Source organism: Arthrobacter sp. UYP6 (genome assembly GCF_040547315.1).
Lineage (GTDB): Bacteria > Actinomycetota > Actinomycetes > Actinomycetales > Micrococcaceae > Arthrobacter_B.
On the sequence record NZ_JBEPPM010000001.1, the window covers coordinates 285,973 to 312,199 of the forward strand.

At 65.0% G+C, this 26,227-nt stretch carries 26 protein-coding genes; 3 read left to right on the forward strand and 23 right to left on the reverse strand.

The window, feature by feature from the left end:
* Position 1: 1 nt before the first annotated feature.
* The 18 genes from ABIB35_RS01410 to ABIB35_RS01495 form a co-directional block, all read right to left on the reverse strand.
* Positions 2-1,825: a BCCT family transporter gene (locus ABIB35_RS01410; RefSeq protein WP_354178244.1), complete on the reverse strand. Its 1,824-nt coding sequence runs from the start codon at positions 1,823-1,825 to the stop codon at positions 2-4.
* 116 nt (positions 1,826-1,941) lie between these two features.
* Entirely contained in the window at positions 1,942-2,940 is a 999-nt protein-coding gene (locus ABIB35_RS01415) for a glycerate kinase (RefSeq protein ID WP_354178245.1), read from the reverse strand.
* Positions 2,937-4,154 (reverse strand): acetyl-CoA C-acetyltransferase, encoded by a 1,218-nt coding sequence (locus ABIB35_RS01420; RefSeq protein ID WP_354178247.1) that lies wholly within the window; start codon positions 4,152-4,154, stop codon positions 2,937-2,939. The genes ABIB35_RS01415 and ABIB35_RS01420 overlap by 4 nt, the downstream gene beginning before the upstream one ends.
* A 14-nt stretch (positions 4,155-4,168) precedes the next feature.
* Positions 4,169-4,840, reverse strand: coding sequence for a CoA transferase subunit B (locus tag ABIB35_RS01425; protein WP_354178249.1), 672 nt, complete (start codon positions 4,838-4,840; stop codon positions 4,169-4,171).
* Positions 4,840-5,634 carry a CoA transferase subunit A gene (locus ABIB35_RS01430; RefSeq protein ID WP_354178251.1) on the reverse strand — a complete coding sequence of 265 codons (795 nt, stop codon included), beginning with the start codon at positions 5,632-5,634 and terminating at the stop codon, positions 4,840-4,842. The genes ABIB35_RS01425 and ABIB35_RS01430 overlap by 1 nt, the downstream gene beginning before the upstream one ends.
* A 29-nt stretch (positions 5,635-5,663) precedes the next feature.
* On the reverse strand, positions 5,664-6,596 hold the full coding sequence (gene kce / locus ABIB35_RS01435) for a 3,5-dioxohexanoate:acetyl-CoA acetone transferase (protein WP_354178253.1): 933 nt from the start codon (positions 6,594-6,596) through the stop codon (positions 5,664-5,666).
* Positions 6,597-6,645: 49 nt separating this feature from the next.
* Entirely contained in the window at positions 6,646-7,425 is a 780-nt protein-coding gene (locus ABIB35_RS01440; protein WP_354178254.1) for an SDR family oxidoreductase, read from the reverse strand.
* Between the two features lie 61 nt (positions 7,426-7,486).
* The gene (locus tag ABIB35_RS01445; protein WP_354178256.1) at positions 7,487-8,812 is read right to left on the reverse strand and encodes an MFS transporter; all 1,326 of its coding nucleotides are present in this window, start codon (positions 8,810-8,812) and stop codon (positions 7,487-7,489) included.
* A 52-nt stretch (positions 8,813-8,864) separates the two neighbouring features.
* A complete protein-coding gene (locus ABIB35_RS01450; RefSeq protein ID WP_354178258.1) occupies positions 8,865-10,196 on the reverse strand; it encodes an MFS transporter in 1,332 nt (443 codons plus the stop codon).
* 14 nt (positions 10,197-10,210) lie between these two features.
* Entirely contained in the window at positions 10,211-11,101 is an 891-nt protein-coding gene (locus ABIB35_RS01455; protein WP_354178260.1) for an SMP-30/gluconolactonase/LRE family protein, read from the reverse strand.
* A 67-nt stretch (positions 11,102-11,168) separates the two neighbouring features.
* The gene (locus ABIB35_RS01460) at positions 11,169-12,245 is read right to left on the reverse strand and encodes a LacI family DNA-binding transcriptional regulator (protein ID WP_354178262.1); all 1,077 of its coding nucleotides are present in this window, start codon (positions 12,243-12,245) and stop codon (positions 11,169-11,171) included.
* A gap of 200 nt (positions 12,246-12,445) precedes the next feature.
* Positions 12,446-12,877: a hypothetical protein gene (locus ABIB35_RS01465; RefSeq protein WP_354178263.1), complete on the reverse strand. Its 432-nt coding sequence runs from the start codon at positions 12,875-12,877 to the stop codon at positions 12,446-12,448.
* A gap of 2 nt (positions 12,878-12,879) precedes the next feature.
* The gene (locus ABIB35_RS01470; RefSeq protein ID WP_354178265.1) at positions 12,880-14,052 is read right to left on the reverse strand and encodes an alpha/beta hydrolase; all 1,173 of its coding nucleotides are present in this window, start codon (positions 14,050-14,052) and stop codon (positions 12,880-12,882) included.
* Positions 14,052-15,056: a hypothetical protein gene (locus tag ABIB35_RS01475; protein WP_354178267.1), complete on the reverse strand. Its 1,005-nt coding sequence runs from the start codon at positions 15,054-15,056 to the stop codon at positions 14,052-14,054. The genes ABIB35_RS01470 and ABIB35_RS01475 overlap by 1 nt, the downstream gene beginning before the upstream one ends.
* Entirely contained in the window at positions 15,053-15,523 is a 471-nt protein-coding gene (locus ABIB35_RS01480; RefSeq protein ID WP_354178269.1) for a hypothetical protein, read from the reverse strand. Before ABIB35_RS01480 ends, ABIB35_RS01475 begins: the two co-directional genes overlap by 4 nt.
* 213 nt (positions 15,524-15,736) lie before the next feature.
* Positions 15,737-17,119, reverse strand: a complete 1,383-nt coding sequence (locus ABIB35_RS01485) for an MBL fold metallo-hydrolase (protein WP_354178271.1) — start codon at positions 17,117-17,119, stop codon at positions 15,737-15,739.
* A gap of 63 nt (positions 17,120-17,182) precedes the next feature.
* Complete coding sequence (locus tag ABIB35_RS01490) at positions 17,183-17,941, reverse strand: sulfite exporter TauE/SafE family protein (protein ID WP_354178273.1); 759 nt, start codon at positions 17,939-17,941, stop codon at positions 17,183-17,185.
* The gene (locus ABIB35_RS01495) at positions 17,938-18,576 is read right to left on the reverse strand and encodes a rhodanese-like domain-containing protein (RefSeq protein ID WP_354178275.1); all 639 of its coding nucleotides are present in this window, start codon (positions 18,574-18,576) and stop codon (positions 17,938-17,940) included. The genes ABIB35_RS01490 and ABIB35_RS01495 overlap by 4 nt, the downstream gene beginning before the upstream one ends.
* 118 nt (positions 18,577-18,694) lie before the next feature.
* Here ABIB35_RS01495 and ABIB35_RS01500 point away from each other — a divergent pair, with 118 nt between their 5' ends.
* Positions 18,695-18,952, forward strand: coding sequence for a metal-sensitive transcriptional regulator (locus ABIB35_RS01500; protein ID WP_354178277.1), 258 nt, complete (start codon positions 18,695-18,697; stop codon positions 18,950-18,952).
* A gap of 90 nt (positions 18,953-19,042) precedes the next feature.
* Positions 19,043-19,615, forward strand: coding sequence for a hypothetical protein (locus ABIB35_RS01505; protein ID WP_354178278.1), 573 nt, complete (start codon positions 19,043-19,045; stop codon positions 19,613-19,615).
* Here the strand turns inward: ABIB35_RS01505 and ABIB35_RS01510 are convergent.
* The 4 genes from ABIB35_RS01510 to ABIB35_RS01525 form a co-directional block, all read right to left on the reverse strand.
* Positions 19,612-21,660 carry a PhoX family protein gene (locus tag ABIB35_RS01510; RefSeq protein ID WP_354178383.1) on the reverse strand — a complete coding sequence of 683 codons (2,049 nt, stop codon included), beginning with the start codon at positions 21,658-21,660 and terminating at the stop codon, positions 19,612-19,614. The genes ABIB35_RS01505 and ABIB35_RS01510 overlap by 4 nt on opposite strands.
* Before the next feature lie 267 nt (positions 21,661-21,927).
* Entirely contained in the window at positions 21,928-22,416 is a 489-nt protein-coding gene (locus tag ABIB35_RS01515; protein ID WP_354178280.1) for a GNAT family N-acetyltransferase, read from the reverse strand.
* Between the two features lie 266 nt (positions 22,417-22,682).
* Positions 22,683-22,943 carry a hypothetical protein gene (locus tag ABIB35_RS01520; protein WP_354178281.1) on the reverse strand — a complete coding sequence of 87 codons (261 nt, stop codon included), beginning with the start codon at positions 22,941-22,943 and terminating at the stop codon, positions 22,683-22,685.
* Positions 22,940-23,884: an o-succinylbenzoate synthase gene (locus ABIB35_RS01525; protein WP_502915701.1), complete on the reverse strand. Its 945-nt coding sequence runs from the start codon at positions 23,882-23,884 to the stop codon at positions 22,940-22,942. The genes ABIB35_RS01520 and ABIB35_RS01525 overlap by 4 nt, the downstream gene beginning before the upstream one ends.
* A 184-nt stretch (positions 23,885-24,068) precedes the next feature.
* On the opposite strand from ABIB35_RS01525, the gene ABIB35_RS01530 reads away from it, so the two are divergent.
* Positions 24,069-24,980, forward strand: a complete 912-nt coding sequence (locus ABIB35_RS01530) for a phosphatase PAP2 family protein (protein ID WP_354178284.1) — start codon at positions 24,069-24,071, stop codon at positions 24,978-24,980.
* Here the strand turns inward: ABIB35_RS01530 and ABIB35_RS01535 are convergent.
* Positions 24,952-26,220, reverse strand: coding sequence for an MFS transporter (locus ABIB35_RS01535; protein ID WP_354178286.1), 1,269 nt, complete (start codon positions 26,218-26,220; stop codon positions 24,952-24,954). The genes ABIB35_RS01530 and ABIB35_RS01535 overlap by 29 nt on opposite strands.
* Between the last annotated feature and the right edge of the window lie 7 nt (positions 26,221-26,227).

Genomic DNA, 26,227 nt, shown 5'->3' on the forward strand with positions numbered 1-26,227 from the left:
GCTAGTCGGGGAGGTCGGGCTTCGGCTTCTCCGACGGGTCCGGCCCCTGCTCGTCCCCGTTCGTCGGCGCGCTGTCCGTGTACCACTCGATGAGGGTCGGATCGTCACTCGGAAAGCCCGCGCCGGCGCCTTCGGACTCCGGTACGCGGGCCGTGCCGAACACGAAGTCGTCGCCGTGTTCGCCAATGCCGCGGCGAACCCCGCCCCTGATTGCCTGCAGAGCGTACCGGCGGCGGATCATGAGGGGGTCATTGTGCAGGTCCCTGGCCCAGGAGACCATCACACCGATCAGGATGATCGTGAACGGCAGGGCGCACGTGACCATGATCGACTGCAGTCCGGACAGGGCGTTGCGGCCGCCGGCCAGCAGCAGGAACATGGCGATCAGCCCCAGCGCCGCGGACCAGATGATGGTCACCGACTTCGAGGGTACGGGCCGGCCCGACTGGGACATCGACCCCATCACGTTTGCAGCCGAGTCAGCAGCGGTGACAAAAAAGACCAGGATCGCGATCAGGGCAATGACCGAGGTCACGGCGCTGAAGGGAAGGTTCCCCAGCACGTCGAACATGACATTTTCGCCGGAGCCTTCCACCGTCAGATCCATTCCGTTGAGGTTCATCCACATCGCATTGCCGCCAAAGACCGCAAACCAGGCGATGGAAATGGCCGACGGAACAAAAACCACAACGGTCACGAACTGCCGCAGGGTGCGCCCCTTGGAAATCTTGGCAATGAACATGCCCACGAACGGAGACCAGGAGATCCACCAGGCCCAGTACAGGGTGGTCCACTCCGTCAGGTACTCCTCCTGCACAGGCCCCTGGTTCGCAAACACCGTGAGCATGTCCGGAAGGTTGCCCACAAAGGCAATGAGCGAGGCGGGCAGCAGATCCAGCAGGAAGAAGGTGGGTCCGGCCAGCAGGGCAAAGGCAGCCAGCAGGATCACCAGGCCCATGTTGACGTTGGAGAGCAACCGAATGCCCTTTTTGATGCCTGCCACGGCGGAAAAGGTAAAGACAACGGTCAGGATACTGATGGCCACGACCACGAACCCGTTGCCAAGCTCCCGGCCCGTGATGATGGAAACTCCGGTGCGGATCTGGAGCGCGCCGATGCCCAGCGACGTCGCAGTGCCGAACAAGGTCACCAACACGGCAAAAATATCGATGACCTTGCCGAGCACCCGGTGGTTGCCGTCCGGAAAGACCGGCTCGAACAGTGACGAGATCAGCGGCAGCCGGCCGCGCCGGTGCGAGGCATACGCCAGGGCCCCGCCCACCAGTGCGTAGATGCACCAGGAGAACGTTGCCTGATGCAGGAAGGAGTCTGTCATTGCCGGCAAAAGGGCCTCCGTAGTGCCGGCCTCTGCGTCGGTTGAGGGCGGCGGAGACAGGAAATGGCTCAACGGCTCGAGCGGTCCGTAAAAGATCAGGCCGATCCCCAGGCCGGCGGCGAACAGCATGGAAATCCACGAGGTGGTGGAGAACTCCGGCGTGCTGTCGTCGGCGCCCAGCCGGATCTTTCCGGTCGGCCCGAAGCCTGCGACAAGCATGAACACCACCGCGGCAACCACTGTGACGTTGAACAGCCAGCCGAAGTGCGTGACCACCCAGCCCTGCATGGCGGTGCCCACCAGGTTGAGGTTGCCCGGCGCAATAATCGCCCAGGCCAGGACTGCGAGGGAGATCGCCAGGGCAAAAACGAACACGCTGCGCCGGGTGGGGAAACTGGTGCCCGTGTCCTCAACGCTGATACCGGGGACCAGGCCGGGATGGATGCCAAAGGCCGGTTCCGTCACGGCACTGCGCAGCGCCTTTTTCATGCGGTCCACCGGATGCCCGGTATGTGTGCGCTCCGGAGGGACGGAGCCGGGCGGCCCGTCCGCATCGCCTGCGCCATGAACTGGACGTGAACCGTCTGAATCCATAAGCACCAATATTACGGGAGCAGCTGCCACATAGCTCCGGGGTCTCCGGTTTTCCGGGCCGCGATCAGCGCCCCGGCGGCTGCCATGGCCGGCGGATCCCCGGCGATAATAATCCCGGCGAACCGATCGGCGTAGCTGCCCAGATCCTCATGGACGGATCCCACCACCGCATAAACCGGCGTATCGCCGCTGCGCTCGAGCACAGCGGCGATGATCTTGCCCTGGCTGGTCTGGGAATCAAGCCTGCCTTCGCCCACCACGACGGCGTCGCTGGCAGCGATCCGCGCGTCGGCTTCCAGCAGGTCAAGGACAAAGTCCGCGCCGGAAACCAGGGCGGCGCCGTACTGCGCCCACATGCCGCCGGCGAATCCGCCGGCGGCTCCGGAACGGTCCACGGTGCGGGGATCCCGCTTCAGGGTGCCGGCCTGCTGTTCCAGCCGCCGGGTGAGCAGCAGGACCGTTTCCGGGTCGGCGCCCTTCTGGGGTGCGAAGATCCGTGCGGCGTCGGTGAATCGGGTGGTGACATCGGACAGGACCACCAATTCGGCGCCGCGGAGGCCGCCGGCGTCGTCGATCGCTGCAATCGCCCCGGCACCGCCGTCGGTCGTGGCGGATCCGCCGGCCGCCACCAGGATGCGGCGCGCTCCGTGGCGGGCCGCTTCTGCGATCAGGACGCCGGTGCCATAGGTGCTGGCCGCTACCGGATCGCGCGGCCCGTGGGCTGGCATGTTCAAGCCGCTGGCCGAGGCCAGCTCCACAACGGCCGTTCCGGCCGGGCTGAGCCCAATGACGGCGTTGGCATCGTCGCCCCAGGGGCCCACGGTGCTGACGGTGAGGGGCTCGGCCTGCAGGCCGCGGAAGACGACGTCGAAGGTCCCCTCGCCGCCGTCCGCGACCGGGAGTTCTTCGGCGGTCCCGCCGGCCGAGCGGATACCGGCGGCGATGTTGGCTGCCACCTCCGCTGCGGTGTAGGTGCCTTTGAAGCTGTCCGGTGCAACGAGGATATTCACGAGGTTCGCCCCGGGGCGTGCAGGATCATCGCGTCGCCCTGCCCGCCGCCGCCGCACAGTGCCGCTACGCCGGTGCCGGTGCCGCGGCGGCTAAGCTCCAGGGCCGTATGCAGCACCAGACGGGCCCCGGAGGCGCCGATGGGATGCCCCAGCGCCAGGGCTCCGCCGTTGGCGTTGAGCTTTGCCGCCGGCACACCCAGCGCAGCCGCACTGGCCAGGCCCACCGCCGCAAAGGCTTCGTTGATTTCAATGATGTCCAGGTCCGCGGCGGTCAGGCCCTCCCGGGAGGCTGCCGCTTCGATGGCACGTGCGGGTTGGTACTGCAGGGTGGAATCGGGTCCGGCTACGGAGGCATAGGTGCCGATTTCAGCGAGCCAGGGCAGGCCCAGCTCTTCGGCGCGAGCCTGGCTCATCAGGATCACGACGGCGGCTCCGTCCGAGATGGGCGACGCAGTTGCGGCGGTAATGCTGCCGCCCGCGCCGAACGCGGGCCGCAGACTTGCCAGCGATTCAGCGTCTACTTCGGTGCGGATGGATTCGTCCGCCGTGACGGCAGCGGTCCCGCCACGGCGCTGAGGAACATGAACCGGAACGATTTCCCCATCGAAGGTGCCGTTCTCCTGCGCCAGGGCGGCCCGCTGGTGGCTGCGTACCGCAAATTCGTCCTGCTCTTCGCGGCTGAAACCGTCCCCGGCGGCATTTGCCTGCTCGGTCAGTGCGCCCATGGACTGGTTGGTGAAGTAGTCCCAGAGTCCGTCGTGGTTCATCGAGTCCACTGCGGTGAAGTCGCCGTAGCGGTTTCCGGTGCGTGAGGCCGGCAGCAGATGGGGTGCCTGCGACATGGATTCCATGCCGCCGGCAATCACCACCTGCGCGTCGCCGGAGCGGATCAGCCGGTCCGCGTCGGCAATCGCGGCGATGCCGGAGAGGCAGACCTTATTCACATTGGTGGCCGGCACGCTCATATCCAGGCCTGCCAGGGAGGCGGCCTGCCTGGCGGGCATCTGCCGCGCCCCGGCAGTGAGGACCTGCCCCATGACCACGTGATCCACGGCCCCGGCCGGAACGTTGTAGCGCTCCAGCGCCGCGCTGATGGCTGCGGCCCCCAGCTGGGCAGCACTGAGGCTGGAGAGCCCGCCGAGGAATCTGCCGAACGGAGTGCGGGCTCCGCCAACAATGACGGTTCGGGTACGGGGATCCGGGGTGCGGGCCATGATGGTGTTCCTGTTCAGCTTGCGGGGTGGGTCAGGTGGATATCAACGGTGAATTCGGCTTCGGTGGCGGCACGGACGTCCTCCACCGAAACGCCCGGCGCCAGCTCCACCAGGACGAGCCCTTCGCCCGGAACCACATCCAGGACGGCCAGATCGGTGATGATCCGGTTGACCACTCCGCGCCCGGTATAGGGCAGCGAGCAGTCGTGGACGATCTTGGGGGTTCCATCCTTGGCAGTGTGTTCCATGAGGACGATGATTTTACGGGCGCCGTGGACCAGGTCCATGGCACCTCCCATGCCCTTGATCATCTTGCCGGGGATCGCCCAGTTGGCCAGGTCGCCGGCGGCAGAGACCTGCATGGCGCCCAGGATAGCGGCGTCGATCTTGCCGCTGCGGATCATGCCGAAGCTCAGCGCGGAGTCGAAGGTGGACGCACCGCGGCGCAGAGTGACGGTCTCCTTGCCCGCATTGATCAGGTCGGGATCCACCTCCGCGTCCAGCGGATAGGGGCCCAGCCCGAGCAGCCCGTTTTCAGACTGCAAGGTGATTTCGACGTCGTCGGGCACATGGTTCGGCACCAGGGTGGGCAGGCCGATGCCCAGGTTGACGTAGCTTCCGTCTTCCAATTCCCGGGCGGCCCGGGCTGCCATATCGTTGCGGCTCCAGCCTTTGTCCGTGGCCATTAGATCTGCTCCGTTCCGGTGCTTGTTTCGGGACTGGTGGTGCGCTTTTCAATCCGTTTGGCTGCGATCTCTTCCGGAGACAGCAGGACCACCCGGTGGACATAGACGCCGGGCAGGTGGATCTCGTCCGGCTCAAGCTCGCCCGGCTCCACCAGTTCCTCAACCTCGGCGATGGTGATCTTTCCGGCCATCGCACACAGGGGATTGAAGTTCCGGGCCGCGCTGTGGAAGACAAGGTTGCCGTGACGGTCAGCCTTGGCCGCCCGGACCAGGGCGTAGTCGGTGACGAGCGCCTGTTCCAGGACGTACTCCCCGGTCCTGCCGTCCACCGTGAACTCGGCGGTGGGCTTGGGCGGGGAGGCGACGGCAACGGAGCCGTCGACGTCGTATTTCCAGGGCAGGCCGCCGTCGGCGATCTGGGTACCGACCCCCGTGGCAGTGTAGAAGGCGGGGATGCCCGAGCCGCCGGCACGGAGCCGTTCGGCGAGGGTGCCCTGAGGTGTCAGTTCAACTTCGAGTTCTCCGGCGAGGTACTGGCGCGCGAACTCACGGTTTTCCCCTACGTAGGAGGCGACAACTCTGCGGACGCGGCGGTCCGCGAGCAGCAGGCCAAGCCCCCAGTCATCAACACCGCAGTTGTTGGACACGAGTTCCAGGTCCCCGGTGCCCTGCTCCTGCAGTGCGGTGATCAGTGCTGCCGGCACGCCGCAGAGGCCGAAGCCGCCCACTGCGAGGGAGGCACCTGACGGAATATCGGCGACCGCTTCGCGGGCAGAAGTGACGGTCTTATCCATGGCGGCTGTCCTTCGGATCCGTGAAAGGCCTAGAAACCAACATTGTCTTTGCCTTTCAGCGCCAGCATTTCGCGGGCCTCATCGGGGGTGGCTACCTCGAAGTTGAGCGCCTCGAGGATGGTGCGGATCCGGGTGACCTGCTCGGCGTTGGATGCCGCGAGCTGGCCGGGGCCAATCCACAGCGAATCCTCCAGCCCCACGCGGACGTGGGATCCCATGGCGGCACCGATGGTGGCCAGCGGCATCTGGTTCTTGCCGGCGCCGAGAATGGACCACTGGTAGTCCCCGCCGAAGAGCCGGTCCGCGGTCCGGCGCATGTGCATCAGGTCCTCGGGATGGGCACCGATGCCGCCGAGCAGGCCAAAGACCGACTGCACAAACAGTGGTCCACGGGCCAGGCCCCGGCCGTGGAAGTGGGCCAGGTTGTTCAGGTGGGAGATGTCATAGCACTCGAACTCGAACCGGGTTCCGTTGGCATTGCCAATGGTCAGGATGTTCTCGATGTCCGCGAAGGTGTTCTTGAAGACCAGGTCCCGGGACTTCTCCAGTCCCTCCCGCTCCCATTCGTGGGTGAATTCGGAGAACCTCTCCAGCATCGGATACAGCCCAAAGTTCATCGAACCCATGTTCAGCGAGGCCAGTTCCGGCTTGAACGTTGAGGCGGGAAGCATGCGCTCCTCCACGCTCATGTGCGGGGAGCCGCCGGTGGTGATGTTGATGACGGCGTCGGTGTTGGCCTTGAGCTTGGCCAGGATCGGTTCGAAGTGCTGCGGATCCTGGGACGGCCGGCCGTCCAGTGGATCCCGGGCGTGCATGTGCACAATGGCGGCACCGGCCCGGGCGGCGCCGATCGCAGCTTCGGCAATCTCGTCAGCCGTGACGGGCAGGTGCGGGGACATGCTGGGGGTGTGGATGGCTCCGGTAACGGCGGAGGTGATGATGACTTTGCGCTTGGCGGCCATGGTGGGTCCTTAGGTGGTGGAGCAGTTAAGCAGGGATGATGTGCGGCGCTTAGTAGAGTTTTTCCGTGTTGCCGTCCACGGCCATCGCCTGCCCGTTGACGCTGCGGGCCAGGTTGCCGGCCAGGAAAACTGCCATGTTGGCGATGTCCGCGGCCTCAACCAGCCGGTTCAGCGAGGACTGGCGGTGATACAGATCAGAGACTTCCTCCACCGGCTTCTCCAGCATGGCGGCCTTGGCTTCGATCACCGCGTCAATGCGCGGCCCGTTGACTGCGCCCGGGCAGATGGCGTTGACCCGGATGCCGTCCTCGCCGAGTTCGATGGCCAGGGTTTTGGTCAGGCCAACCACGGCCCATTTGGAGGCGGAATAGGGGCTGCGCCCGGCCATTCCCAGTCGGCCCGCCGCGGAGGAGAGATTCACGATGGCGGCGTCCTTGGCCTCCCGCAGCAGGGGCAGCGCGTGTTTGATGCAGTAGAACTGTCCGTGCACGTTCACGTCGAAGGTGGTTTTCCAGGCACCGGCGTCCAGCGTTTCGATGGGTCCGGTGGGACCGGCGATTCCGGCATTGTTAACCAGCACATCCAGCCCGCCCAGTTCAGCGGCCACATTCTCCATCAGGATGCGAACCTGGGCCTCGTCGGAGACGTCGCTGACGGCGGCGGCGAAACCGGCGGCGCGGGCGGCGTCAACGGCCGAAGGATTGATGTCGGTGACGAAGACGGCAGCGCCGAGTTCCTGGAAGCGGGTGGCAATGGCCAAGCCAATGCCGGCAGCTCCGGCGGTGACGAGGACCTTGCGGCCGGTGTAGTTCAGTTCAGTGGAATCCACGAGTGGTGCTCCTTTGCGGTGGATGGTGTTCAGATCTTTGGGCGGCGGGGGCGCCGCGGCGTCAATGGGCGGCGACCGCGGACTTCGCCGGGTCCTCGGCTCCGCGTTTGAGGGCACGGGTGAGGACGGCTCCGAGGGCGCACATGGCTACGATGAACCACAGCCCGGCAACCTTGGACCCGGTGAGGTCCTCCATGAAGCCCATGATGTACGGCCCGAGGAAGCCTCCCAGCAGGCCCACACTGTTGACGAAGGCGATGCCCCCGGCCAGCGCAGCGCCGGAGAGGCGGGTGGCCGGGTAGGTGAAGAGGATCGGCTGCAGGGCAAAGAAGTTGAACGCGGCGAGGCAGAAGCCGATCATGCCGAGCACTGGTCCGCCCACGGCACCCAGCGTGAAGCCGGCGACGATGCCCACCATCGTGCAGGTGGCGATGAGGCGCGAACGCGAGGCATTCGTGGCCAGCCGGGGTAGCAGCAGGGCGCCGATGGCGGAGAAGATCCACGGCACGGAGGTGAGCAGGCCGATGTGGATAGTGCCCAGTTTGCCGTAGCTGCCGATGATCGAGGGCAGGAAGAAACTCAGGGCGTAGACGGCAATCTGATGGGCGAAGTAGATGGCTACCACCAGGAGGATCTGCTTGTCCTTCAGGACGTGGCGCAGTTTCGAGTTTCCTGATGCCTCGGCTCCGGCCTGCTCCTCGGCTGCAATCCGGGCCTCGAGGTCTTCGGCCTCCGCACGGGTGAGGAACGTCGCGTCGGTGGGCTTGTTCGGCAGGTATTTCCATACAACGAAGGCCAGGACACAGGCGGGCAGGCCCTCGATGATGAACATCCACTGCCAGCCGTGCAGTCCGCCGATGCCGTCCATTGTCAGCAGCAAACCGCCCAGCGGAGCCCCGATGATGTTAGCCAGCGAAACGCCCAGCAGGAACATTCCGTTTGCTTTGGCCCGGTCCTTGACCACGAACCACTGGGTGAGGAAGTAGATGACCCCGGGGAACAGTCCGGCCTCGGCAATACCAAGAAGCATCCGCAGGATGTAGAAGGACCATTCGCCCTGGACCAGGGCCATGCAGGCGGAGAGGATGCCCCAGGTGATCATGATCCGCATGATCCAAAACCGGGCACCGACCTTGTGCATGATCAGGTTGGACGGGATTTCCGACAGCGCGTAGGTCAGGAAGAACAACCCGGCGCCAATGCCGTACGCCGTAGCCGAGATCCCGAGGTCGATCTCCATGCGGTCTTTGGCCATACCGATGTTTGTCCGGTCGAGGAACGCCATCACGTAGGCGGCAATCAGTAGCGGCATGACCCGTCGGAAAATGATCTTGTTAATGACGGCCTGCGGCCTCATAGCAGTGCCTTCTGCAGCGGTGGTGGGCATGGTGAGGGAACTCTCCTGTTGGGTGGCATGTCGGGTCGTTCGGGCGGATGCGTTAGCGTGCTGCGAGTTCGGCTGCGGCCGGTTCGGTCTGCGAATCGCTGCGGGCGAAAAGCTGCAGGACGACGCCGAGGAGGGCCAACCCCGCCATTGCCAGGAAACAGATCACGTAGCCGGTTCGCTGCTCCCAGCCGCCGCCCAGCGTGATGAGCTGACCCATGAGGACCGGAGCGATGCCTCCGCCGATAAACATGGCCGTGGTGATGACGCCGTTCGCAGTGGATGTGCCGCCCTCGGGGGCCGCATCTGAAGCCGCTGCGTAGTAGATGGGCCAGACGGCATTCGCCACCAGGCCAAAGGCGAGCTGGATGAGAACAACCAACAGGGACGACGTTGCGAAGTAGAACGCTCCCACGGACGCGGCCATCCAGACGCCGCAGATAATGATGGTGATCTTGCGGCCGATGAGGTCCGAGAGCGTCGGCCAAACGAGCTGGCCCAGGATTCCGGTGAGGGCGAAAACCACGCTCAGCCCGGCGGAGGCGGCAAGCGAAAGGCCAACCACGTTGTACAGGTAGGCCGGAAGGACCATGTTGATGCCCATGTAGACAATCTGGGTAAGCATGGTGGTGCCAGCGGTGAGGGTGATGTTGCGCTCGCGCAGGGTCTTCTTGAGCAGCCCCTTGGGCCGGGGTGCGTTGGGATCGGCGAGCTCCGGCGGCGTGAGGCCCTGGGCTTCCATGTCTGCGTAGAGCTTCTCGATCTTGTCCGGCGTGGAGTATTTTCCCCAGAACAGCATCAGCGGAATGGCAATGATCAGTGCCAGGAACAGCGCGTAGGACCAGTTCTCCGGCCCGAAGACGGTGATGACCAAGGCGGCCAGCAGCCCGGAGAGCAGGGAACCGATCGGATAGCCGGTATGGTGCGCGCCGAGGGCAAATCCGCGGCGTTCCTTCGGCCACCATTCGGTGGTGTTGCTGACGCCCACGGGCTCCGCCCAGCCCGCGCCCAGGTTGACCCCCACGCGCAGGGTCACAAAGGCGACGATGTTGTGGCTGATGAACTTGAAGCCGGAGATGAAGGACAGCGCAGCGTAGCCGATGACGAGCGGCACCTGGAAACGGGCGCGTTTGTAGCCGCTGCCGTATTTGTCGCTCATCGCGGAGCCGGGGATGGCCATGACCGCAAGCGCCAGCATGATGAGCGAGGCGATGCCGCCCCAGGCCTCTGCCGACAAGTTGAAGGTCTCGGAAATGGTGGGGCCCAGACGCAGGATGATTTCCCGGTCGTAGGCGTTCAGGATCCAGATGAGCCAGCAGACCAGCAGAGAGACCCAGGAGTATTTGTGGATGGATTTCAGGGACAGGCGGGAGCGCTTCGATGACATGGGGAGCTTCCTGCCTAGGCGCCGAAGCGCGGTTCGGGGATGCCTTGGACGCCAAGACCCGAAATTGTGAAGAGCGCTCCCCGCTGCTGGCCATCCGCCGGGAAGCGGGGAAGCGGCGGCTTCGCCATGGAGGTGACAAAAAGCGTGTCCATCTCCGGTCCGCCGAATGCGAGGCTGGTGACCTTGCGGACAGGGGTCTCGATGACACGGTCCACTGCACCGTCGGGCGCGTAACGGATGATTTTCCCGCCGTAGACCAGGGCCTGCCACAGGTAACCGTCGGCGTCCACTGTGGCTCCGTCGGCCGCACCTCCGTTGCTGGTGTCCACGGTGGCAAAGGTTCGGCGATTGGCGGCCTGCCCGGTTTCCGGATCATAGTCGTAGGCCCAAATCAGGCCGGTCCAGGTGTCGCTGAAATAGAGCGTGCGGCCGTCGGGGCTGAAACACGGTCCGTTCGAGACAACGATCCCGGTGTCCAGCGTCTGCAGCTGACCGTCCGGGCCGTAGCTGTAGAGTTTTCCGCTTGCCTGTTCCTCCAGCGTGTCCATGGAGCCGAAGACAAAGCGTCCCTGCCGGTCAACCTTTCCGTCATTAAGCCTGTTGTTGGGAAGGTCAGGCTCAGGATCAACGATGAGCTCCTGGTCACCGGTTGCGACGTCAACCCGGTAAAGCCCGCTTTTCAAAGCGGCAAGGAAAAAACTGCCGTCCCGGGAAACCGCAATGGACCCAACGGGTTCGCCGACGTCCCAGGAACGAAGCTCCCGCCCGTCATATGTTGAACGGAAAATCCGCCCATCTGCGCTGTCAATCCAGTGCAGCCGCTGGGAAGCAACGTCCCAGACGGGGCCTTCGCCCAGTGTGGTTTTGATGTCGAGCAACACCTCGATACGGGGTGATTCAAGCATGACGAAATGGCCCTTCTGGGGTGGAATGGGGGGAATGCGGGAGAAAAAATACTGGGGTGCGGCGTTGTTAGGCTGCGGGTGGATCCGGCGGACAGCCGCAACTCGTTCCCGCGTGGAGCCGGTGGGCAAAAACCGCATCTTCAAAGGTGGTGCGCGGCGTGGTGATCTGGTTTAGCAGCAGTTCGAAGGCACGATCCGCCATCCTCCTGACCGGCTGGACGGTGGTCGTCATCCCGATCAGGCGGGAGCGGCTGTGTGGCAACCCGTCGCCGGCAACCACGGCGAGGTCCTGGGGAATGCGCATGCCCAGGGACAGGGCATGCTCCATCACGCCAATGGCAATTTCATCCGAACCGCAGACAATGGCCCGAGGCGGATTGGCGGATCCGAGCAGCTTTTCGGCTGCAACCAGACCACCCTCGGAATTGAGCCGGGTGCTGATCTTCCGGTCCCCCGAAATGACAATGCCTGCTGCAGCCGCCGTTCGGACAAAGGCCTGCTCCCGGGCCAGCGACGCGGTGGAGAACCTGGGGCCGATGACGGTGGCGATCTCCGTGTAGCCGTGGCCAAGGATGTGGGACATGAGCTCGGAGGCCGCGGCGTCGTCGTCAATCCCCACAAAGTCCGCCGGCATATGCTGCGTTCGCCGGGAAAGGTAAACGTAGGGAATCCGTTTTTGCCGGAGGGTGCGCAATGCCCTGGCGTCTTCGCGCAGTGCCGCCGCAATGATAACGCCATCAACGTTGCGCGCCGCAAGGGTCGCAGCAATCTGGGCCAGGGAGTCGGCGTCGTCCTGGCTGGTGGCGACAAAAACTTCAAAGCCCTCGGCCGCTGTGGCGGTGATGATGTGCTGGGCCCAGCCGGTGTACATCTGGTTGACGATATTCGGCAGGATCAGCCCCACTACACGGGTCAGCACCGGATCCGGCAGACGACCGTGCCCGGAAGGGCGGAAACCCAGTTCATTGGCAATCTTGACGACGTGCCGCCGGGTTTCCGTGGAGACGCCGGGCTGGCCGTTCATGACGTAGCTGACGGTAGCCGGGGAGACTCCGCAGGCCCTCGCCACGGCTGCAGCTGAAACCTTCGCCATCCTCGTCGGCACTGCCGGGGGCGCCGGGGAGACTGTTTCCGTGCCGGGCATGGTGCCTCCTCCGCTGCTATGGGATCGTCACTGTGACCGGTGACACTGTGTATTCATTACAGGGTACGCAGTGACATTAAGCAACGTTAAGTAGTTGAGGGCATTTCACGCATAACCAGATTTGGGTCGCCGTCAGGTGGGACTAAGGCGCAAAAGTGCCGGCACCCATGGCGGATGCCGGCACTTTTACGCTGGGTGCCTCAATATTTTGTGGAATCGTCTAAGAGCGCGGCGATCGCATCCAGGGTTTCGCTGTCCACCTCAGACAGGGTGCGGGTCGCAAACTCTCGAACCTTGGCCCGGCGCATAGCGGCGAGGAGCTCCAGTTCGCTTTTAATGCGGTCAGGAATCTCGCCGTCGGCCGTCAGCAGGTAGTCCGGATTGATCCCGAAGAACTCGGCCAGGCCAATGACAACCTCCGTTGGCTGCCGGACCGTGGCATCCCCTGCCTTCATGTGATGCCAGCGTGTGCGGGAGAGCTTGATCCCGTTCTCGGCAAGGGCTGACTGTATGTCCTGGAACTCATAGGGCTTGCCTTCGGTGGTCAGAACAACATCCAGCAGCAGGTCTATTTTTCGGGCGAGGATCTGCGATTCCCGCAGGTTGCGCTGGGCAGCGCTTTGAGCGGCCACGATTATTTTGCCTCCGAAACTGGATCGGTCGAGTCTTCATGGGCGGCTTCCAAGCCGAGGCTACGGCACCAGGCCTGAACTGATTTCTTCCACAACTGCGGAGCAGAGTTGAACTCCAGCGTGTGATGGGAGTCTTCAAACTCAACGAATCCCACAGGGTGGCTCTCCCGGGAAGCGAAGGCCCGGGAAAGCTCCACGGGCACAGAGTGATCCTCTGTGCCGTGAAAAATCATAGTCGGAATACTTGAATGTTTATGCATGAATGTCCCGGGCATTTCCCGCCACCGGATGATCGGCTCCCCCCGGGGACGAACCAGATTGACGGTGTGCGGCAGCAAACGGGCCAGAAACCCGGGACAGCCCGCGCGCTGCAGCTGCGCCGTGATGATGGCGGGCCAATCGAGGGCCGGTGACACCAGAAGAACGCCCGCCGTACTCTCAGCCCGGCACTGCTCAATGGTGCGGAGCACGATCGAAGCTCCCAGGGACCAGCCGACAAAGAGGATTCTGCTGGCCCCATGCTCAAGTGCATAGCGCCTCGCCGCTTCAATGTCTTTCCACTCGCTGACCCCGAGATGACTGCGGGCCGGCGTGGGTGAGAGGTCCAGAGAGGTGCGGTAGGAGGGCAGTAGACAGGTGTATCCAAGGGCGGCAAAAGCTGCCACCCCGCGCAGGCACTGGCTTCGGGAGCTGCCCAGCCCATGGACATGAATGACCCACACAGTGCTGTGTGCGGACGACGGAATCACCCAGGCGGGAAGCCCGCGAATCATGAGCTCCTCAGCGGCGAAGCCAAAATCCGCCGGGGTCTCCCCCAGATGTCCGCTGAGCTGCCCCTTGCCCTCGCGGATAATATGGGAGGCGCTGCCCCGCTCAACCATCCGTCGGACCACAGCACCTGCGGCGGGGGACGTGCCACCGGCGGCCGGGCCCAGCACCACCAGCTCGCCGCCGGACGCCGCACGCATGCTGAGCCGCCCGGGATGGGCGGCAAACCCGTCCGGGTCGAAGTCCAGATACTCCTGATCTCCGATCCGCCTGTGGCCGCGCAGCCGGACCAGCCTTCTGCCGGGACCGGCATCAGTGACTTTGGCCCGAATCAGTGAACCGGCCAGTATCGGCAGGCAGGCGGCTGCAACGCCGAGGGCCAGCACGCTCGGCTTTGCCCGGGACATCAGATCGATCGTCCCTGCTTCAGGCACAGCGCCTCTGCCCGGTCCACCACATCCCTGTCCGCCGGTGATATCTGTCGGCTCCGGTTTTCCTGGAGCTCCATCCAGTCATGGATTTCAATCACCAAGCGGTGAATCGTGTCAGCGGTGTCCCGCGTGCTGTGGTCCCGCCCCGCGGTAACGGATTGTTCGGTGGTTCCCACCAGGCTGACGGCCGGGGACTGAGCCACAGTGGCGAGCCATACCGCCCTCAACCGCGGCTCCAGCACACGGATCTGCCGGCGGACACCGAGGTCGTTGAGGATTCGGCCAATCGGTGCCACCGCCAGTCCGGCGGATAACAGCACCACTGTCACAGGGTTGGACACGTCATACACGATTCCGGCGGACGCTCTCAACCTTTCATTGTCCGCCACATGAGCCAGATCCATGATGATGACGGAGACGGAGAGAACAATGCCCGCAATACATCCACAGGCAATAATCCTAAAACCAACGCGGAACCGTTTGCGCCTCATCTGTGGCACATTCCTGAGGCAGGTCATCAGGGTTCCGACCATCACGGCCAAAATGTAGAGGTATTGGATTCCCGAGTAGAGGGCTGCCGCAGGCTGGTGTCCGTAATCCAGCATGAATGAGTGCGAGGGATCGGGATCATCAATGAAAGCGAAGCTCAGCACCATGATGACAACTGCCATCATTGCCGCCCTCCGAATCCAGAGCGCTCCCGTGCCGCTCAGGGAATCTCCGGCCCTAGCCCCGTTGACGATTGCCCGGGACAAGTAATAGACACCGACGGTCAGGAGGACATTGGCGGCCAGGTCCAGCCCGTTGGGCCAGGGCAGTCTGTCCGCCGCCCACAAGTAGACACTGTCGATGGTGGTGGTCAAGGATGCGGCGATGACTATGGACGCCTTCAACATTGTGTTGTCCGGTCGGGACCCGGCCCGCAGCGCCAGCGTCAGTACCAGCAGCCACATGAACAGCACAACAATCAGGTTGTTCATTCGAAATACGCCTCATACCGGCAGATTTCGTGGCTGGATTCGCGGATTGCCGCGGCCAGAAGGTCAGCGAGATACTCTGCCGCCGCTTCCAGATCAGAACGAAAGTCACCGCGGGCCAAGGCCTTGGCCACCACTTCTCCCGAGAGTTCCTGGAAGACCTTGACCCCCTGCCACGTTGCCCCGTCGCGTTCATCATGGCGGAGGATCATGTGTGAAAGTTCGTGAAGAATCAGCTGCTGGCGATGCAGCGTCCCCTTGGTGACGGAATGATAGACAACGTCCACATGGTCCCGCGGAATCCACAGACCACAGATTTTCTTTCCGGTGAGCTTTTCGGTCTGGATAATCTTGATGGGACGACGGCGAATTGTTTCGACCTGCTCAACGAGGGATTCCAGCGTTACGCGAACAGGCAGCTGAAGGCGGTTGAACGCCTTACTCGCCGTTTGCCGAACATCTTCATCCATGGGTTCCTCAAGTTTCCGCCGGTGCCTTCCACTAAAGTGTAGTTCGGAACATGTTCCAATCATGTATCGTAGAAGCACCGGCCCGGCGCCGAGCATCGCGAAGATTATTGCGAAAGTTGGGGGACTTACGAGTTTTCGCAGCGATGCCCGGCACGGGCCGGTGCTATTCATTCAGCTATTCGACAGTCGGTAATTCTGCCGCTTTAGCACGTATTACTTTTGTGCCGTCCAGGCGGCGTAGCTGCCGTCCAGTTCAACGACGTCGTATCCGGCACGGCGCAGGCCGCTGGCCGCCACGGAGTTGCGCACACCGCTCTGGCAGTAGCTCACAATGGTGCCGTTTTCCGGCAGCTCGTCCAAGAGCCACAGCACCCGGCCACCGCTGAGCTGGTACGAGCCGGGGATATGCCCGGCCGAGTGCTCGGTGCGGTTGCGCACATCCAGCACCATGGCGGCGTCGAATCCGTCCAGCTCGGAGGGCTGGATCAGCTTCGGAGTGAAGGCCGGGAGCCCGTCGAGGCTGGTGACGTAACCGGCCACGTTGTCGATGCCCACGCGGACCAGATGGTCCCACATGTCCTGTGCCTGCTCCTGATCTGCAGCGAGCAGCACCAGCGGGTTCTGATCCTTCTCCGGATCCACCACCCAGGCGCCGAAGCTGGCCAGGGACTTTCCGGCGGGGATGTTCAGGGCGCCGGCGACGGTTCCTTCATGGACCCGGGTGTTGGGGCGGGTGTCCACGAAGATTGCGCGGTCAGCCGCGAGGTCAGCCGCGACGTGCCCTGCGGCCAGCTCCTGCAGTGGCGCACGCTCGCCCATGACGGCCGGGCCGTGCCGGTTCTCACGCTTCATGCGGCCAAAGTAGGCGTGGGCGTCGGGCTGGCCGTCGAGCAGTTCGTCGATGAAGCCCTGCTCGTCGTTGTTCTCCAGGTAGGGGCCCCACCAGGCAAAGCGGCGTTCGTAGCCCACAGTGGAGGACGGAATGGCGCCCAGCGCCTTGCCGCACGCACTGCCGGCGCCGTGGCCGGGGTGCACCTGGACATAGTCCGGCAGGGTCAGGAACTTGTTCTGCAGGCTGGCGAACAGCGCCTTGGCACCGGCAAAGCGGGTGTCCACGCCACCGGCGGCTTCGTCCAGCAGGTCCGGGCGGCCGAGGTCGCCGGAGAAGATGAAGTCACCGGAGAGAAGGTAGCCGGGTGCGTCGCTGAACGCGCCGTCGGTGATCAGGAAGGACAGGTGCTCCGGAGTGTGGCCGGGGGTGTGCAGGGCCTGGACGGTGATGTTGCCGAGCTTGATGGTGTCCAGGTTCTGCAGGCGTTCGCCCGCGAAATCGTACTGCCAGTCGGGTCCGCCTTCACCGGAAACGTAGAGCGTGGCGCCGGTGGCAGCGGCCAGTTCCCGGGTGCCGGAGAGGAAATCGGCGTGAATGTGGGTTTCGGTAACAGCCACGATCTTCATGCCGTTGGCGGCGGCGAGGTCCAAGTAACCGGCGATGTCGCGGCGGGCGTCGACGACGATCGCCTCGCCCTTGGCCTGGCAGCCAATCAGGTAGCTGGCCTGGGCCAGGTCTTCGTCATAGATGCGTTCGATGAGCATGGGTTTCTCCTTCTATGGGAATGGGAGGTTGAAGCTGAAGGGTGGAGGAACGGGCGTGCTGGATCAGCCCGTGACGGTGCTGACAATGACCCAGGCCGCGACCAGAAAAATGAGGGTCGCGAAGGCCAGGCGGACCTGCTTGTCCCTGAGTCTGCGGGCCAGCCGGGCTGCGACGAGGGATCCAACGACGGCGGGAACCGCAAACGCCAGCGTGGTGGACCAGTCGATGCTGAACCCAGCGGCATGCGCACTGAATCCGGCGGCGGAGTTGATGACGATGATGGCCAGCGACGTTCCAATGGCCTGCTTCATGCGCAGTCCAAGGAAAATTGTCAGGGCAGGAGTAATCAGGAAGCCGCCGCCTACCCCCAGCAGCCCGGTGAGGAATCCAACGAGCAGGCCGACGGCGATTGCCTTAGGCGCGCAGGTCCGGAAGGACCGGGATGGCCCGGTGCTGCAGGACCCCTCTGCCTCCTTGGCTCCGGAGAGCATCCGGATTCCAGCGATGACCATGATGGCCGCAAAGGCCAGCATCAGCAGGTCCGGGTCCAGGAGGCTGCCAACTGCGGCGCCGCCCCAGGACGACGGAATGCCTGCTGCACCCACCAGGGCCACCACCGGCCAGTTCACAGAGCCGCGGATCCGCGGGATCAGCGCAGCCAGCGAAGATACACCCACCACCAGCAGGGAGGTGGGGATCGCCTCCGACGGGCTGAGGCCCACACCGTAGACCAGCGCCGGAACGGCGATGATGGAGCCGCCGCCGCCGACCACGCCAAGGACGATTCCGACGAGGAGGCCCAGCAGAAGGGCAACGATCACGACGCCGCTGCCTCCGGGGATTCTGCAGGTGCGGACGGCAGGCTGGCCAGAACATCGTCATGGGTGGGCTCGGCAGCGGCCCTGTTCCACGGCATGACCGAGAGCGCCTTGCCCATGGCGCAGGTGTTGGTTGCGGCGGAGAAGGTCAGCCCGGCACCGATGAAACCGGCAATGGTTCGGACCTTGGGGGAAGCGAAACGGCCGCCGGTCAGGCCGGCCAGCACCAGGGACCCGGCCGCCAGGCGCACCTGGCGCTCCAAATCCCAGCGTTCCTTCCCGCGGACAACGTTGCCGCCGGCCGCCGCATAGCCCGGGACTCCCCCGGTGAGGACGGTGGCTGTATCGATGCCCGCTGCGCCAAGGCGCTGGCGGGCCTGCTCGGCACGGACACCCGACTGGCAGACCAGCACGGTCCGTCCGCCGAGGCGCTTGGCCACTGAATCGGCGTGATCCTTCAGCAGCGGCAACGGAACGTTGACCGAACCGGCAATGTGCAGGGATTCGAACTCGGCTGCGGAGCGGACATCCAGCACAATCAAGTCCGGATGCTCCTGCCGCCAGGTCTGCAGAGTCTGCGCATCGATGGTGGTGACGGCGGTTGCGGATGCGGCAGATGATGGTGTTGCGGAAGCCATGGGGTCCTCTCAGGACGGGGAAGGCGGATACCCCACCCAGTATTACCGATACCCCCGGGGGTAGTCAAACACCCACGGGGGTATAAACTGGGCGTTCCCCTAGCTTCGGAGAATCTCCATGGAACTTGATGCAACAGAGCTCACTCCGGTTATCAACCGGCTTAAGCGCGCCCAGGGCCAGCTGACCGCGGTCACCCGCATGCTGGAAGAGGGCAAGGACTGCAAGGACATCGTCACGCAGCTGGCTGCCGTGTCCAAGGCGCTGGACCGGGCGGGCTTCCTGATCATTGCCACGGGTCTGGAGCAGTGCCTGACCCAGAAGGACAACACCATGGACAAGAAGGAACTGGAACAGCTCTTCCTGTCCCTGGCGTAGCGGTACGGAGCGTTTTCCGTAAGGCCTTGTTTCCAGGGACGGCATGCGACGAGCCTTAAAAGGAGCAACCGCTCCTTCGAAGGAAACGACATGAAATCCTCCATCAGACTGGCTGCCACTGCGGCCACGGCCTTTGTTGCTCTCTCCGCCTGCACAAACACCCCCGATGGGACAGCGCAGGCGCCGGTCACGGTCACTGTGTCGGCACCCGCACCGTCCCCTTCTCCTGCCGCCTCCGAGACGTCCTCGAACACCCCGGTACCGACTCCCGCCTCTTCCGCGCCGGTCCAGCAGCGCCCCACCAGATCAGCACTGGAAATGACGCCGGAAGAGGCCATGAACGCCGTAATCAACGGCGACATCACCATGTCCGAATACTGCGCCCGGGACACCTTCTTCACTTCCGGAGACACCCAGATGTGCTTCTTCTACAACAATCCGGAGCAGTGGCCGCAGGGTTACGAAGAAATCTCCTGGCGCGACAGTCCCACCAGGTTCACCTTTACGCATGAACAGGCCTACGCCGCCTGGCAGGAGGGCATGCCCTACTACGTGGCATTTTGCCTCAACTATGCGCCGGTAACGTCAGGCGGGATTTCCCAGTGCGAGGGCATCCAATCGGGAACCGTCGATGGCTACACAGGCGAGTACGTCGGCCCCTAAGGCCTGTCCTGGCGGAAGACCTGCACTACAGACGGGCGCGGCGCCCGGACTTTCCCGGCAGCCGGCGCACCGCCGTCGGGCACGTAGTCCGGAAAGAAGGAGGTGTGCGCGCCGTAGCTGCCGTCTTCACCCGGATGTTGCACGGCCACGAACACCATGGATTCCTCATCATGGATCACCGGTCCGCAGGTTTCTCCGTCCCGGGGCACCGACAGGAACTGCTCCACTTTGCCGCGTTCACGTCCGGTCAGGGCCACTTTGAACAACCCGTCGTTGTAGCCGATGCCGGACGGGGCGCCGTCGGTGGAAATCCAGAGGTTGCCGGCGGAATCAAAGGCAAGGTTGTCCGGGCAGGAAATCGGGCTTACCTTGTCCCGCGGATAGCCGCTGAAATAGGTGGCATCCCCCTGGGCCGGATCCCCGCACAGCATCAGCAGGTTCCAACGGAAGCCGGTGGCCGTGGCGTCGTCGCGGTCCTCGATGATTTCCACGATGTGCCCGTCGCGGTTTTCGCGCCGCGGATTCACCTCGTCGGCGGCGGCGTTGCCGTTGATGCCCCGGTTGGAGTTATTGGTGCAGGCCACATAGACCCGCCCGGTGGCAAGGCTCGGTTCCACATCCTCGCAGCGGTCCATCTTGGTGGCTCCGGCCTTGTCCGCAGCGATCCGGGTATATACGAGGACTTCCTCCACGCTCATGCCCGCAATCGCGGACTTGCCGCGCACCACCAGCGGCAGCCAGCTTCCCCTGCCGTCAAACCCGCCGTCCGCAGGCACGGTCCCGGTGCCGTCGATTTCGCCCGCCGGCGAGTTGCCGGCAAACCGGGCCACATATAGGTCCCCCTCGGCGAGCAGTGTCATGTTGTGGCGCCGGTCGTTCTTCTTGTACTTATTCTTTGAGACAAACTTGTACAGGTAGTCGAAGCGCTCATCATCGCCCATGTACGCCACGGCCTTGCCGTTGCGCGCAATGATCACGTTGGCACCCTCATGCTTGAACCGGCCCAGGCTGGTGTGCTTGCGCGGCGTTGAGTTGGGATCCTCCGGATCGAGTTCCACAATGTAGCCAAACCGGTTGGGCTCGTTGCGGGTGCCCGGGTTCCGCGCGTCAAAGCGCTGGTCTTCTTGTTCCCATCCCATGGCCGTGGCCTTGTTGCCCAGACCGTACCGTTTATCCTCCGCACTGGTGCCCTCGGTGCGGAAGAAGCCGTTGAAGTTCTCTTCGCCGGAGAGCACGGTGCCCCACGGCGTGCTGCCGCCGGCACAGTTGCCCAGCGTTCCCAGCACAAACCGCCCCTCCCGGTCCGCGCCGGTCTTGAGCAGCTCGGATCCGGCGGCCGGTCCGGTCAGTTCAAAAACGGTGTCCAGCGTGATCCGCCGGTTCAGCCGGGCGCCTCGGATGTAGGACCAGGGCGTGCCTTTGGCCTTGCGCTCCAGTTCCACCACTGACATGCCGACGGCGTTGCGGAAGATGGCGCGGCGCCCGGCTTCCTCGGCCGCTGAGGCCGGGGCGGCGGGGAACATGATGGCAGGGTTCACATACTCGTGATTGCAGACCAGCAGACCCTTTTTACCGTTGGGCTGGCGCAGGATTTCCAGATAGTCATTGTTGTAGCCGAACTGCCGGGCCTGGGCGGAAGCACTCTGCCCCGCGAAATCGAACTCCGGCGAGTCCGCAAACAACGGGTCCCCCCAGCGCAGCAGCGGTTCCCAGTCGTAGCCGTCCGGCACATCAAAGCTGTCCACGGCCGCGTCCACCGGCGCGATGGGAGAGAAGGACAGGCGCTTTCCCTTGCCGTTTCCCTTTTCGATTCCCTGCCCGGAGGGACCGGCTGTGGCCGGCGCCGCACCGCTCAGGGCCACCACGGCGGCGCCCAACACTCCGGCCGCACCCACTCCCAGAGCGGAGCGGCGGGAGAACTCCGCTGAAACGATGTCCCGGAAATAGCCGTTGGACGAGGTGTTGCAGACCGCTTTGCTGCAGGCGCTGTCACACTTCAGCGCACAGGTGACAGCGCTGCGCTTGCCCCGGGTATGGCCGAGCATGGGCAGCAGCCGTTTCTTCTGAACGGCGCTTCCCTCCCGTGGCTCAGCGGTCGTGGGGATCTCAGATTGGGACAGGTCGGTCAAGGGGTGTGCCTTTCCTCCGGTGGATGTGTCGCTGCCCACGCTGGCAGCGTTAGACAACACGCAGGAAGATCCCGATTGAACGCCGGGTGAACAAGTCCGCAGGATGGGGCACCGGCACCAGGACCCGGTTCGAACCGTCCGCCGCTGAACAAACCCGCCGCCACCGGCCTTTGGAAGACCCCGCTAGAGGAAGAGCTTGAACCCCACATGCGACGGTGTGAAGCCCAGCCGCTCATAGAACCGGTGTGCCTCCCCGCGCGATCTGTCGCTTGTGAGCTGGACCATGGACGCTCCGCGCCGCCGGCCCTCGTCGGCTGCCCAGGCCATCATCGCCGATCCCAGACCGTTCCCGCGAAGACGGGCGTCCACCCGGACCGCCTCCACCAGCAGCCGCGTTGCACCGGCACGGGCCAGCCCGGGGATGGTGGTCAGCTGCATCGTGGCGACGACGTTCTCCTGCTCGTCCGCCACAACCACCAGCAACTGCGCAGGATCGGCGTCGATCCGCCGGAAGGCCTCCAGATACACCCCGCGGTGCTCAGGATCCGCGGAGTCCACATCCTGCCGCAGCTCGTCGGCGGCCAGCAGTTCAATGATCGGCCCGACGTCGGCGGCGCCGGCCCGGCGCAGGCGAAAGTGCTGTCCGGACAGGGTGAAAGCGGTCAGCGTCATGGGTTGATCCTTGCACGGCGGCGTGCTTCTGCCGGCCGGCGGCTCTGTGCAAAGCCAGCCGCCCGAACTCAGCCAGGAGGGCCGGCGGACCGCAGACGGCGCAGCACACCCGCCTGCTGCAGCAGGGCAAAGCTGTCCAGCACACCCCAATGCTTGGTGCCGCGCCCATAAAACCGCACCCACGCAGTGTTGCCGCAGACGGCCCGTCCGGCACCGTGACCATCAGGACACTCACGGGCAAGTAGACGATTCACCGGCGGCGGCTCCTACTTCCGTGTGGCGCGGATCCCGTCAGCGATCGTTGCTCCCGGGTTCTGCCTCCGGTAGTGCTTGACCCGTGCCGGATCGACTTCACCGGAAGTGCCGCTTTGTGTTCCGATCCGTCCAAGAAGGCCGGGAGCAACGGCCCACAGCACCAGCGCCAGGGATGTCAGGCCAAGCCCGAGAAGCAGATTGCCGGCAAATATCCACACCGCCAGCCCGGCGCCCCCCAACAGACACGTCAATGACGGAAGCACGTACTTCATACGCTCATCCCTCCGCCCGTCAGCTCCCCGTAGACCCGTGCCAGCCGGTCCAGCCACCACTGCCGGCGCTCGGGAGCCGCGGTGTACCGCTGAAGCAGTTCCGCCGATACCGGCACGTTCCGCACCGCCAGGGCACCGCCGTCGGGCAGCAGGGATTCCTCGATGACGTCCCCGGCCATCAGTGACAGCGTGCCCAGCCCGCACGCATACGGCAGTTCGGGCAGGGACGCGGCCAGCGCCACGCCGGCCCGGATCCCCACCGAGGTGTCCAGTGCGGAGCTGACGACGGCGGGCAGCCCGGCCGCGGCCACGATCTCCAGGGCGCGGCGCACCCCGCCCAGCGGTGCCACCTTGACCACAATCAGGTCCGCGGCGTCCTCGCGCGCCACCCGCAGCGGATCGGTTTCCTTGCGAACGCTTTCATCGGCTGCAATGAGCACCGGAATGCCGCGGCGGGCCAGCTCCTGCCGCACCGCACGCAGCCCCGCGATGTCCGGCACCGGCTGCTCAGCGTATTCCAGCCCGGCCTCGGCCAGGGCTTCCAGGGCGGCGACGGCGGTGGGCACGTCCCAGCCCCCGTTGGCGTCCACGCGGATGCCTGCGTTGGGCAGCAGCCGGCGGACTTCAGCCACCCGGGCCAGATCCTGGGCCACGGACTGGCCGCGCTCGGCCACCTTCACCTTCACCGCGGGCACCGCACCGAACCGGGCGAGCACGCCTTCCACCTGGTCCACGCCCACAGCGGGAACGGTGCCGTTGACCGGAACGGAGCTCCGGACCGGCTCCGGGTACCCCTCACCGGCTGCTTCCAGCGCGGCGGCAAGCCAGGGGACGGCCTCGGCGTCGTCGTATTCGGGGAACGGTGAGAACTCGCCCCAGCCGGCCGGGCCGGGGATTAGCAGGGCTTCCCGGTGCAGGATGCCGCGAAATTTCACCCGCATGGGCACCGAGACAACGCGGGCTTCGGCAAGAAGGACGGACAGATCCGGACGGAACCCGGACGCGGACGAAGAATCTGGGATAGCCACCCGGCCAGCCTAGTCCGGGCAAGTGGCGCATGCCGCATCCCACCGGTTCCGGCGACATTCAGGCAAGTACCAAGCTCCAGTGGCAGACTAGGAGGCAATGAATACCCGTGATCTTCTGAACAAACGTGCTCCCGCCCGGCGCGCGCCGGCTTCCAATGCAGCAATTTTCCTGTTTGGCGCCCTGCTGTGTGCGGCCGCCGTCGCGGTAACCTACTGGGCGTTTGTCCGCACCACCACCGGTCAGCTGGCGGACGAGTCCGCCTGGCGCGAGGCCGAGGTGGCCATGCCCGGCACCAAGGTCCCGGTGCTGGAGTTCCTGGATAACCTGCCGCTGCTGTCGGTGTTCATTGCGGGTGCGGTGGTGCTGGTCATGACCATACGACGACGACGGCTGGCACCGGCGGTGATAGCCCTGGCTACTTTTGCGGCGGCAAACATCAGCAGCCAGCTGCTCAAACGGCTCTTCTTTGACCGTCCGGACCGCGGCGTCATCACCCTGGACTTCAATTCGCTGCCGTCGGGACACACCACGCTGGCCGCCTCGGCGGCCGCCGTGGTGTTCCTGCTGGCCTCTCCGCGCTGGCGCCCGGCTGTGGCGGCCGCGGGCGGCAGCTATGCCGTGCTGGCCGGCGCGGCGACCTTCATCAACCTGTGGCACCGGCCGGCCGACGTCGTGGCCTCCTTCCTGGTAGTGGGCACCTGGACGCTCATTGGCGGGCTGGTCATGCTGCGCACCACGCCCGACTGGAATTACTGGCCGCCGGGCGGACGGGGCCGGGGTGCGGTTCCGGTGTTCTCCGCCGTGTGCTGGATTCCGGGGCTGCTGGCACTGCTGACCAGCGTGGTGACGTATGTGTATGCCAGCAGCGGCGCCACGGTGCTAGGCAGCAGTGAGTCCATGCTGCTGTACTTCTGGTCCGGGCTGGCCCTCATTGTGGGCGTGGGCTACGTGCTCAGCGCCCTGGCCTGCTGGGTTTTCTCTATGCAGGCGGGAGATCCGAACCGCTGACCGGAGCGCTTCCCGTTCCGTTGGGCTGGCCGTAACCGGGCCGGCCCTTCGGCACCCATTTCCACAGCGCGGCCGCGCCCAGCAGCCCCAGGCCCGCCGTGGCCGCGATGCCCGCCGAAAGGGACGCCAGAGCCGTAACTGCGGAGAGCAGGGCGGGCCCGGCCATGGTGCCGCTGTCTGCGAGGAGCCGCCAGATGCCCAGGAACTGCGGGCGGCCCGGCGACGGCGAGAAATCGGCTCCCAGCGTCATGACAATGCCGGAACCGATGCCGTTGCCGAAGCCCAGAATCAGGGACACCAGCAGCAGGCCGGTGGAGGTGCTGGTCAGCGGCATCAGGCCCAGGCCCGCCGCCATGGTGAGCATGCAGGGCACCGCCACCCAGCGCCGGCCCCACAGGTCCATAACCTTGCCCGCCGGATAGAAGATCAGCATGTCGATCGCACCGGACAGTCCGTAGATAAGGGCGGTCTGGGTGGGATCCAGGCCAATGTGCTGGGCCCAGAGTGGAATCACCGCCTGCCGGGAGGCGCGGACCGCGGCGATCAGCGCGATGCCCAGTCCCAGGGTCCGGAACACCCGGCCGTGGCTGACCAGCACGGACCGAACCGTTGGCGCGGGAACGGTAGGTTCGCCGGCGCCGCGGGGCACTGTGCCCGGACCTGAGCGAACCGGAGAACGCAGTTCGGGAACCTGCAGGCTGATGATGCCCGCCAGCAGGGCCGCCCCGGTTCCCACCCAGTACGCACCGGAGGTCCCGGAAAAGTGGATGACGCCGGCGGCGGCGAAGGGGCCTGCGAAGACGCCTATCCGGTTCACGCCGCCGAGCGTGGACAGCGCCCGGGCCCGGTAGTACAGCGGCACAGCCTCGGTCAGGTAACTCTGCCGGGCCAGGCCAAAAACCGAACCGGCCATCCCCACCATGAAGACTGCCAGTGCAAAGATCCACAGGGCCGGAGCCAGGGCAGCGGCGGCCATGGCGGCTGCGCACCAGACGGAGGCGATCACCAGCGCCCACTTTTCGCCGAACCGGGTGGTGAGCACGGTGGCGGGCACGTTGGTGAGCAGGGAGCCGATGCCCGTCAGCGTAATCACCAAAGCCGCCAGCGCCACGGTGGCACCGAGGTCCCGGGCGGTCAGGGCGATCACCGGCAGGATGGCGCCGGTGGCCAGACCGTAGAGGAGCGTGGGCCCGAACGCCGGTATTGCTATGGATTTGAGGCTAAAGGATTCAGCAGGCACCGATTCA

Coding starts and splice junctions, on each gene's coding strand:
- ABIB35_RS01515 (WP_354178280.1), bottom strand. CDS start 22,416: ATGACGCTGACCGCTTTCACCCTGTCCGGACAGCACTTTCGCCTGCGC.
- ABIB35_RS01520 (WP_354178281.1), bottom strand. CDS start 22,943: ATGAAGTACGTGCTTCCGTCATTGACGTGTCTGTTGGGGGGCGCCGGG.
- ABIB35_RS01525 (WP_502915701.1), bottom strand. CDS start 23,884: ATGCGGGTGAAATTTCGCGGCATCCTGCACCGGGAAGCCCTGCTAATC.
- ABIB35_RS01480 (WP_354178269.1), bottom strand. CDS start 15,523: ATGGATGAAGATGTTCGGCAAACGGCGAGTAAGGCGTTCAACCGCCTT.
- ABIB35_RS01460 (WP_354178262.1), bottom strand. CDS start 12,245: ATGCCCGGCACGGAAACAGTCTCCCCGGCGCCCCCGGCAGTGCCGACG.
- ABIB35_RS01470 (WP_354178265.1), bottom strand. CDS start 14,052: ATGTCCCGGGCAAAGCCGAGCGTGCTGGCCCTCGGCGTTGCAGCCGCC.
- ABIB35_RS01430 (WP_354178251.1), bottom strand. CDS start 5,634: ATGGATAAGACCGTCACTTCTGCCCGCGAAGCGGTCGCCGATATTCCG.
- ABIB35_RS01475 (WP_354178267.1), bottom strand. CDS start 15,056: ATGAACAACCTGATTGTTGTGCTGTTCATGTGGCTGCTGGTACTGACG.
- ABIB35_RS01420 (WP_354178247.1), bottom strand. CDS start 4,154: ATGGCCCGCACCCCGGATCCCCGTACCCGAACCGTCATTGTTGGCGGA.
- ABIB35_RS01455 (WP_354178260.1), bottom strand. CDS start 11,101: ATGCTTGAATCACCCCGTATCGAGGTGTTGCTCGACATCAAAACCACA.
- ABIB35_RS01510 (WP_354178383.1), bottom strand. CDS start 21,660: ATGCTCGGCCATACCCGGGGCAAGCGCAGCGCTGTCACCTGTGCGCTG.
- ABIB35_RS01530 (WP_354178284.1), top strand. CDS start 24,069: ATGAATACCCGTGATCTTCTGAACAAACGTGCTCCCGCCCGGCGCGCG.
- kce (WP_354178253.1), bottom strand. CDS start 6,596: ATGGCCGCCAAGCGCAAAGTCATCATCACCTCCGCCGTTACCGGAGCC.
- ABIB35_RS01450 (WP_354178258.1), bottom strand. CDS start 10,196: ATGTCATCGAAGCGCTCCCGCCTGTCCCTGAAATCCATCCACAAATAC.
- ABIB35_RS01505 (WP_354178278.1), top strand. CDS start 19,043: ATGAAATCCTCCATCAGACTGGCTGCCACTGCGGCCACGGCCTTTGTT.
- ABIB35_RS01500 (WP_354178277.1), top strand. CDS start 18,695: ATGGAACTTGATGCAACAGAGCTCACTCCGGTTATCAACCGGCTTAAG.
- ABIB35_RS01495 (WP_354178275.1), bottom strand. CDS start 18,576: ATGGCTTCCGCAACACCATCATCTGCCGCATCCGCAACCGCCGTCACC.
- ABIB35_RS01445 (WP_354178256.1), bottom strand. CDS start 8,812: ATGCCCACCACCGCTGCAGAAGGCACTGCTATGAGGCCGCAGGCCGTC.
- ABIB35_RS01425 (WP_354178249.1), bottom strand. CDS start 4,840: ATGGCCACGGACAAAGGCTGGAGCCGCAACGATATGGCAGCCCGGGCC.
- ABIB35_RS01410 (WP_354178244.1), bottom strand. CDS start 1,825: ATGAAAAAGGCGCTGCGCAGTGCCGTGACGGAACCGGCCTTTGGCATC.
- ABIB35_RS01485 (WP_354178271.1), bottom strand. CDS start 17,119: ATGCTCATCGAACGCATCTATGACGAAGACCTGGCCCAGGCCAGCTAC.